General features: G+C 72.4%; 4 protein-coding genes. 2 read left to right on the forward strand and 2 right to left on the reverse strand.

Annotation, left to right across the window (positions count from 1 at the left end):
• Positions 1–342: 342 nt before the first annotated feature.
• Positions 343–744 (reverse strand): DUF6343 family protein, encoded by a 402-nt coding sequence (locus tag ADK86_RS44385; RefSeq protein ID WP_234345819.1) that lies wholly within the window; start codon positions 742–744, stop codon positions 343–345.
• A gap of 414 nt (positions 745–1,158) precedes the next feature.
• On the reverse strand, positions 1,159–2,676 hold the full coding sequence (locus tag ADK86_RS11820; protein ID WP_053696553.1) for a UvrD-helicase domain-containing protein: 1,518 nt from the start codon (positions 2,674–2,676) through the stop codon (positions 1,159–1,161).
• 453 nt (positions 2,677–3,129) lie between these two features.
• Between ADK86_RS11820 and ADK86_RS11825 the strand changes: the two genes are divergently transcribed.
• On the forward strand, positions 3,130–6,120 hold the full coding sequence (locus ADK86_RS11825; protein ID WP_420718843.1) for an SNF2-related protein: 2,991 nt from the start codon (positions 3,130–3,132) through the stop codon (positions 6,118–6,120).
• On the forward strand, positions 6,117–7,621 hold a 1,505-nt coding region (locus ADK86_RS11830), incomplete at its 3' end, for an SWIM zinc finger family protein (RefSeq protein ID WP_053696555.1). The genes ADK86_RS11825 and ADK86_RS11830, both read left to right, overlap by 4 nt.

Consider the following 7,621-nt stretch of genomic DNA (forward strand, 5'->3'; position numbering starts at 1 on the left):
CCCTCCCGTCCCGTACGGCGTTACGCCCAGCCCAGCCGCGCTATCCAGCCCGTAGCCGCCCAGTCCCGCCCGGCACGGATCGACTCAAGCCCCGATCCGTGACGCAAGGACTGGTCAACCCAGTCGCCGATCAACTCAACCGGGCCCGTCAGGTGTAGCCCGCTCCCGCCTCCCCGGCTCGCCTAGCTCAGCCGCCTCCGCCCGAAGGGATATGCGCCGCCCCTCTCGCCGTACGTACCAGCAGTCCCGCTCGGCCCAGTCCCACCAGCCTCACCAACGGCCGCTCCCTCCGTGATCAGGTCACCTTCCTTCCCCGTACCTCCCACATCCCCTAGCTGTCCTTCACCCTGGCCCCCGACGCTCACCGTCCCCGCCCCGGCCACCCGGCCCTCCGTCACCCGGCTCCCCATCACCCGGGCCCCCACCACCCGGACCTCCACCACCCCACCCCAGGTCAGCCGCCCGATGGCGCGGCGCCCCTCGGGGCGGGGCATGGACAGGTTCGTACGGTGGTACGTCCTTGCCCGGCTGGTAGTGCGCGCCTTGGTGGATATGCCGTACGACGATCGTCAGGTCTATAGCAGCGAGCACCGCCACCACAGCGCAGGCTGCCGCCCACCCGGGCCGACCGGCCACCGAGAAAGCCACCGTGCCCGCCGCGGCCCAGACCATCCCCCACAACGCCAGCCCACGGCGCATCTTCAGCGGGCTGCGCGCCTGAAGAGGTTCACTACCGGTACGCATCACCACTCACCACACCCCGCTCACCGCCACGCGCTTGCATGACGCCGAGGCTCATTGCCATGTTTCTCCTGACTCGCGCGCCGACCGTGGCTGTAGACAGACCACCCGCCGCGCACTCCCCAGCTCCTGTCCGGACTCCGGGGGCCGTCCACTCACCCCTTACCTCGTCGCATTCGCTGCTCTGCACCAGCCGCACGCATCGCATCGCACCGCACCGCATGGCACGGCACGCCCGGCCCGGTACCGAGCGAAGCGCAGTCGCCCAGCCCGTCGGCCTCCCACCTCGTCCGATGCGTGTTCCTCCCTCCCAGCATCCTCCCGATCCAGCAGATGCGCGCCACCTGTTCCGGCAAGCGCCGTGCCACGCGAACCACCACGGACTCCGCCGCCCGGCCCGCCCAGAAGCGACGCCACCTACGGTGATCCCCGAGGCAGCCCCGGTCGTGGATCGCCGGCCGGGTGGCTGTTGATCCAGTTCAGGCCGCCGATGTCGAGCAGAGTTCGGGCCCGTGTCACGGCCACGTACGCCAGGCGCGCCTCCGCGAGATCGATGGGCCCGGGAACGGACTCTCCGTCCGCGTCCTGTTCGTCGAGGTCGTCCGGCGCCGTGAAGTCGTCCGCGATCCGGACCGCCGGCCACTCCCGCCCCTTGGCGCGGTGCGTCGTCGAGACCGTGACCTCGGCCGAGTCCTCCGGAACCAGTCTGTCCAGGGCTTGCAGCACGGCCTCCGTACCGTGTTCGTCGACCAGCTCGACCAGCGGCTGGAGATCCCGGCCGGACGGGTCGTACTCCGCGTACTCCCGCAGTTCCTCCCAGGACTCGAAGAGCATGAGCTCGGGATGTGACGGCCGGCGTCCCGATCTCAGGTCGTGCGCGGACTGCGCCAGCGCGGCCAGGGTTCCGCCGCCACCCGCCAGGGCGACACGGCGGCCCTGTTCGAGCTGCCGTATCACTTCCACCATCGCGCCGACGTTGGTCCGGCACAGGACCGCGTCCGGTCTCGCGGTCTTCGCCAGCTCCGTGGGCAGCGACGGCGAACCGGTGAGCCGGATCGGCGCATCGACGATGGCCAGCCAGCGGTTGGCCTCCTCGGCCAGCGCGGGGCCGAAGCGGAATGACCGCGACAGGGTCAGCTGTCTGCCGTCGAAGGTGCTCATCACGTCGCGCGCTCCGCGCCAGCCGTAGATGGCCTGCGCGGAATCCCCGACCAGGACGAGCTGGGCGTGGCCGCGCTGGGCGGTGAAGACCTGCTCGACCACGGGGTTGGTGTCCTGCGCCTCGTCCAGCAGGAGGAAGTCCGCCGCGATCTTCGGCTCGTTCAGTGCCCATATCTTCAGGTAGTGGTCGTGCTCGAATCGGACGGTGCCCCGCTCGGGGTGCTGGAGATCCCCCCACGCCTTGCGGGCGAAGGGGAGGACGATCTCCGACAGTTGCGCGTGCGTCCCGTCGGCCTCGACGCCGCGCAGCCGCGGCACATGCTGAGCCGTGAGCTCGGAATCGGCGGACTGGCAGAACTGGGTCACCGTACGCAGTGCCGAGTAGGACAGGGCCTTGTTGCCGATCACACGGGCGCCGATGCGTACGCTCATCCCGGCGTCGATGCCCAGAGCGGCACCGATCCGCCAGCCTGCCTGGCGCGGGGCGTTCAGCCGGGTCTGGTAGTTCCTGCCGACGGACGCGTATGCGAGGGCGTGTGCCGTACCGCACGTGACGTGGTCGGGGAATCGCTGGCCGGCGTCCCGCGCGATGGCCTTGTTGAACGCGATGTAGCGGCCTTGCCGACACGGAGGCCGTCCGCGTGGCGGCGTGCAGCGGGCGAGCATGGCGAGTGTCGTGGTCTTGCCCGTGCCCGCTCCGGCCTGGATCACGAGGTGATCGCCGGTTCGGAAGGCGTCCGCGGCGGCGGTCTGCTCGGCTGTCGGCTGGTTCATGATTCACTCCTCGCGCCGTGGCGTTCTCGTCACTGTGCGTGACGACTGGATCGACGGTAGCCCATAGCGAGCTCGCCGTGGGATTTCTTTCGCGGCCTGTGGATAACTTCGGCCGGACCGTCGCCGACGACGGCGTTGTCAGTGCCGTCTGCTTCCATCGATCTCACGCGGCCGAAGCGATCGCGGTCCGGCGTCCCGTGCCGCGGGCGCGGGTTCGGCTCCGGTGCGTCACCGACACCGGTGTGCAGCGGAAGGGAGGGGAGCGGCGTGGACGACCGTAAACTCGCAGGTCGGGGTGTGGGGCAAGCGAGGCATGGGCGCTGGACAGCAGCGGCCGGGGCCGGACAGGCGAGAAGGGATCGCCGGGCGCGGGAGGCGCAAGGGGCGCCGGGAAAGGACAGCGGCATGGCGGAGAGCGGGGATTCGGCGAGGCGGTCGACGCGCGCGCTCGGCCTGCCCGCTGCCACGAGTGCTGCGGCCCGCGCCCGCGACGGGCAGCGAGCGAGGGGAGAGCAGAACCCTGTAACCGTCAGCTGCGCTGTGGTCTTCCTGCCCGCCGAGCCGCCCCGAGCCGGCCGGTTCGCCTTCTGGCGCCCGGACGGTGGTCCTCTCCCGGACCTTTCCGTAGCTGTACGTGACAACAGCGGGGGCCCGAGCGGCCCCGAGGAGGCAGAGCCGGGGCCCGCCAGTACGGCGGCACAGACCGTCGAGCTGACGGTTGCGCGTCGGCACGGCAATGGCGCCCGCCGTCGAACGGTCCCTGCCGTGACACTGCCCATCGCCGAGGCCGTACCGCTGCTGGCCCGTGCCCGGCACGATCCGGCCGCTCATCCCGCCGCGGCCTGCTGGGGCGCGGCGGTCCTGCACGCCCTGAACCTGGCCGCGCGCGGTCGGCTCCTGCCCGGGCTGACTGCCCAGGACGCCGACGCCTGGCGAGCCGGGCCGCTGGATCCCGAGGACATGGCGCACCTTCGGGCCATTGCCGCCGCCATGCCGCCCGAGGCGTACGCCGTCCCGCTTCCCGACAGCCGCCCGTTGCAGGTCCACGATCCGGTGCAGCTCGTGCGCGCCCTCGTGGACGCGGTGACGGACGCCCTGCCTCGTACTCCGGCGGCAGCTCACATGATCGGTGCGCCGTTCGCGGCGGTCGCGCCGCAGTATCTGCCCGGCGCGCGCGACTGGGCTGCCGAGGTGGCGGCGGGGGTGGACGCCGGTGTGCGTCTGTCACTGCGGCTCGACCTGGCTGCCCACGGGCTCTTCGACACACGGGATGAGTCCGGGCCTGGTCGGGACGGTGCCGCTGATACGCCCACCGATATGAATGCGACACCGGCCCATGCCGCAGCTGAAGAGCGCAGTGCCGCAGCCGCCATCCTTCAGGTGCACAGTCTCACCGACCCCACGCTCGTCACCGATGCCGGACAGCTGTGGGAGGGGGAGGGGCCCGATCACTTCGGCCCCCGCGCCCGGGCCGACACACTGCTCGCGCTGCGCCGGGCGGCCCGCGTCTGGCCTCCGCTGGCCCGCTTCCTGGAGCGGCCGGTTCCCGACATCCTCCCCTTGGCGGAGGAGGAGCTGTACGAACTGCTGGGTGACGCGGCGCCCCGCCTGGCCGCTGCCGGAGTCGCCGTGCACTGGCCGAAGGAACTGGCCCGCGGGCTGACCGCGGCCGCCGTCATCCGCCCGGCCCCCGGCACCGCGGCCGACGGGTTCGGTTTCTTCGACACCGAGAAGCTGCTCCAGTTCCGCTGGCAGGTGGCCCTCGATGGCCTGCCGCTGTCCGAGGCGGAGATGGACACCCTGGCAGAGGCCCACCGGCCCGTGGTGCGGCTGCGTGATCAATGGGTGCTGGTCGATCCGGCGCTCGTCCGCAAGGCCCGCAAGCGCGAACTGGGCTACCTGGACCCGGTCGACGCCCTCGCCGTGACGCTGAACGGCACGACCGAGGTGGACGGCGAAGAGGTCGAGGTGGTGCCCGTGGGCGCGCTCGCCGCGCTGCGCTCCAGCCTGACCCAGGACGCGCCGGTTCCGCCGCAGCCCGCCGGCCTGCGTGCGACCCTGCGCGACTACCAGCTCCGCGGCCTGGCCTGGCTCGACCGGATGACGTCCCTCGGGCTCGGCGGCTGCCTCGCCGACGACATGGGCCTCGGCAAGACGATCACGGTCATCGCCCTCCACCTGCACCAACGCCCCACCGCTCCCGTCCTCGTGGTCTGCCCGGCGTCCCTCCTCGGCAACTGGCAGCGCGAGATCGAGCGCTTCGCGCCCGGCGTCCCCGTACGCCGCTTCCACGGCACCGGCCGCAGCCTCGAAGACGTCGACGGCGGCTTCGTCCTGACCACGTACGGCACGATGCGGTCGAGCGCCGCCGCACTCGCCGCCCGCACCTGGGCGTGGGTCGTCGCGGACGAGGCGCAGCACGTGAAGAACCCCAAGTCCTCCACCGGCAAGGCACTGCGCGGCATCAAAACCCCGGCCCGTATCGCCCTCACCGGAACGCCCGTCGAGAACAACCTGTCCGAGCTGTGGGCCCTCCTCGACTGGACTACTCCCGGCCTGCTCGGCTCCCTGAAGACCTTCCGCGCCCTGTACGCGCGCGAGGTCGAGGGCGGCGAGGACCCGGAGGCGGCCGAGCGCCTCGCCCGACTGGTCCGCCCGTTCATCCTGCGCCGCAAGAAGTCCGACCCCGGTATCGCCCCCGAGCTGCCGCCCAAGACCGAGACCGACCACCCGGTGGCCCTGGGCCGCGAGCAGGCCGCGCTCTACGAGGCCGTCGTCCGCGAAACGCTGGCCCGGATCGAAACGGCCGAGGGCATCGCCCGGCGCGGCCTGGTCATGAAGCTGCTGACGGCCCTCAAACAGATCTGCAACCACCCCGCGCAGTACCTGAAAGAAGCCGCGCCCGGGCTGGCGGCCCGCTCCGGCAAGCTCGAACTCCTCGACGAACTGCTCGACACGATCCTCGCCGAGGGCGGCGCGACACTGATCTTCACGCAGTACGTGGAAATGGCGCGGCTCCTCGAACGACACCTCACCGCACGCGGCATCGGCAACCAGCTCCTGCACGGCGGTACGCCCGTGAGGCAGCGCGAAGAGATGGTCGACCGCTTCCAGTCCGGCCGCACCCCGGTCTTCCTGCTCTCCCTGAAGGCCGCGGGCACCGGGCTCAACCTCACCCGGGCCGCCCACGTGATCCACTACGACCGGTGGTGGAACCCGGCCGTCGAGGAACAGGCCACCGACCGGGCGTACCGCATCGGCCAGACCCAGCCCGTCCAGGTCCACCGGCTCATCGCCGAAGGCACCGTCGAGGACAACATCGCCGAACTGCTCACCGCCAAGAGAGCCCTGGCGGACGCGGTCCTGACCGGCGGCGAGACCGCGCTCACCGAACTGACCGATGCCCAGCTCGCCGATCTCGTCTCCCTGAGGAGGGCCGCATGAGCCGCCGCCCCCGCCCCTTGCCCGGAGACGGCGCCGGCCGCTTCGGCCGCAGTCCGGCTCCCGGCCCGGACACGCCCAAGGCGGCCCGCCCTGGCCGCATGGACCGCTCCGACCGCTCGCGTACGTTCCCGCCGCTGCCGCAGCGTTCCGGCGCCCGAGGGCTGTTCGCCGAGTCGTGGTGGGGCAGTGCCTGGCTGGACGCGCTGGAGTCCACGGCTCTGGACAGCGCCCGCCTCGCCCGAGGCCGTACGTACGCCCGCGACGGCAACGTCGACACGATCAACATCACCCCCGGGCGCATCGCCGCCACCGTCCGGGGCAGCCGTCCGCGCCCGTACAACGTGGTGATCCGTCTCCAGGAGCTCTCCTCCGGCGAGTGGACCGACCTGCTGGACGCCATCGCCGCCGACCCGGCCCAGCTCACCGCACTATTGGCCAAGGAACTGCCGCGAACCGTCGCCGAATCGGGTGTCCGCCTGCTGCCCGGCCCGGGCGACCTCGTACCGCGCTGCTCCTGCCCCGACCACGGCCACCCCTGCAAGCACGCCGCCGCCGTCTGCTTCCAGGTGGCACGGCTGCTGGACGCCGACCCGTTCGTGCTCCTCCTCATGCGCGGCCGAGGCGAACGCGAACTCCTCGACGAACTGTCACGCCGGAACGCGACCCTCACCGCGCGCGAATCCCGCAGCGCTCAGCTCGCGCCATCGGAGGCAGCTCCCGGGCCGCTGTCGGGTGCCCGCGCCGACGCACGCACGGCAGCTGCCGCAGCGAGCAGGGCGAACAGGGGCACGAGGGAAAGTACGCAGGTCAGGTCCCGAGCGGAAGCGAGTACGGACGCAGAGCATCGCGCAGTCTCGGCGCCGGTGGAACCGGCTGCGGGGCCGCACTCGCCACGCGGCGTGCTCGCCCGTGACGCTCTGGCCGACCGGCTGCTGCCGCCCCTCCCGCCCCCCATGCCCCTTCCGCCGCACCCCGGGCAGGTCCATGCCTTCCCGGATGCCGACGGTCTCCCGCTGGACGCGGATGCCCTCGAATTCCTGGCCACCGACGCCACTGCCCGCGCCCACGCCTACCTGAGCGCCCTCCAAGCCGACATTCCGACACCGTCCGCCGCCTCTCCGGCCTACGGACCGACACCTGCGGCCCGGCCGAGCCACCCCCCGACGTCCGGCATATCGCCCTTCCCCGACCTCACCCCCTGGCAGGACGGCATCCGGCTCGCCGCCACCGCCCACCCCACCGCCGGCCTGACCTCTACCACCCGCGCTCTTTACCGCGACCTCGCCGCTGCCACCGGCCGCAGTGTGACGGACGTGGCGCGCGCCGTCGCCGCCTGGCGCCAGGGCGGCCTCGAAGGACTGACCCTCCTCGACACCACCTGGAACCCGCCCGCCGGCGACTTCGACCGCGCCCGCAGCGCCCTGAAAGCCGCCGACCTGCCCCCCCCCCCCCCCCCCCCCCCCCCCCCCCCCCCCCCCCCCCCCCGCCCCCCCCCCCCCCC

Origin of the sequence: Streptomyces sp. NRRL F-5755 (assembly GCF_001279365.1) — a bacterium.
GTDB classification, from domain to species: Bacteria; Actinomycetota; Actinomycetes; order Streptomycetales; family Streptomycetaceae; genus Streptomyces; species Streptomyces rimosus.

Excerpts from the sequence above, each read along its gene's own strand:
- ADK86_RS44385 (WP_234345819.1), bottom strand. The coding sequence starts at position 744 with ATGCGTACCGGTAGTGAACCTCTTCAGGCGCGCAGCCCGCTGAAGATG.
- ADK86_RS11820 (WP_053696553.1), bottom strand. The coding sequence starts at position 2,676 with ATGAACCAGCCGACAGCCGAGCAGACCGCCGCCGCGGACGCCTTCCGA.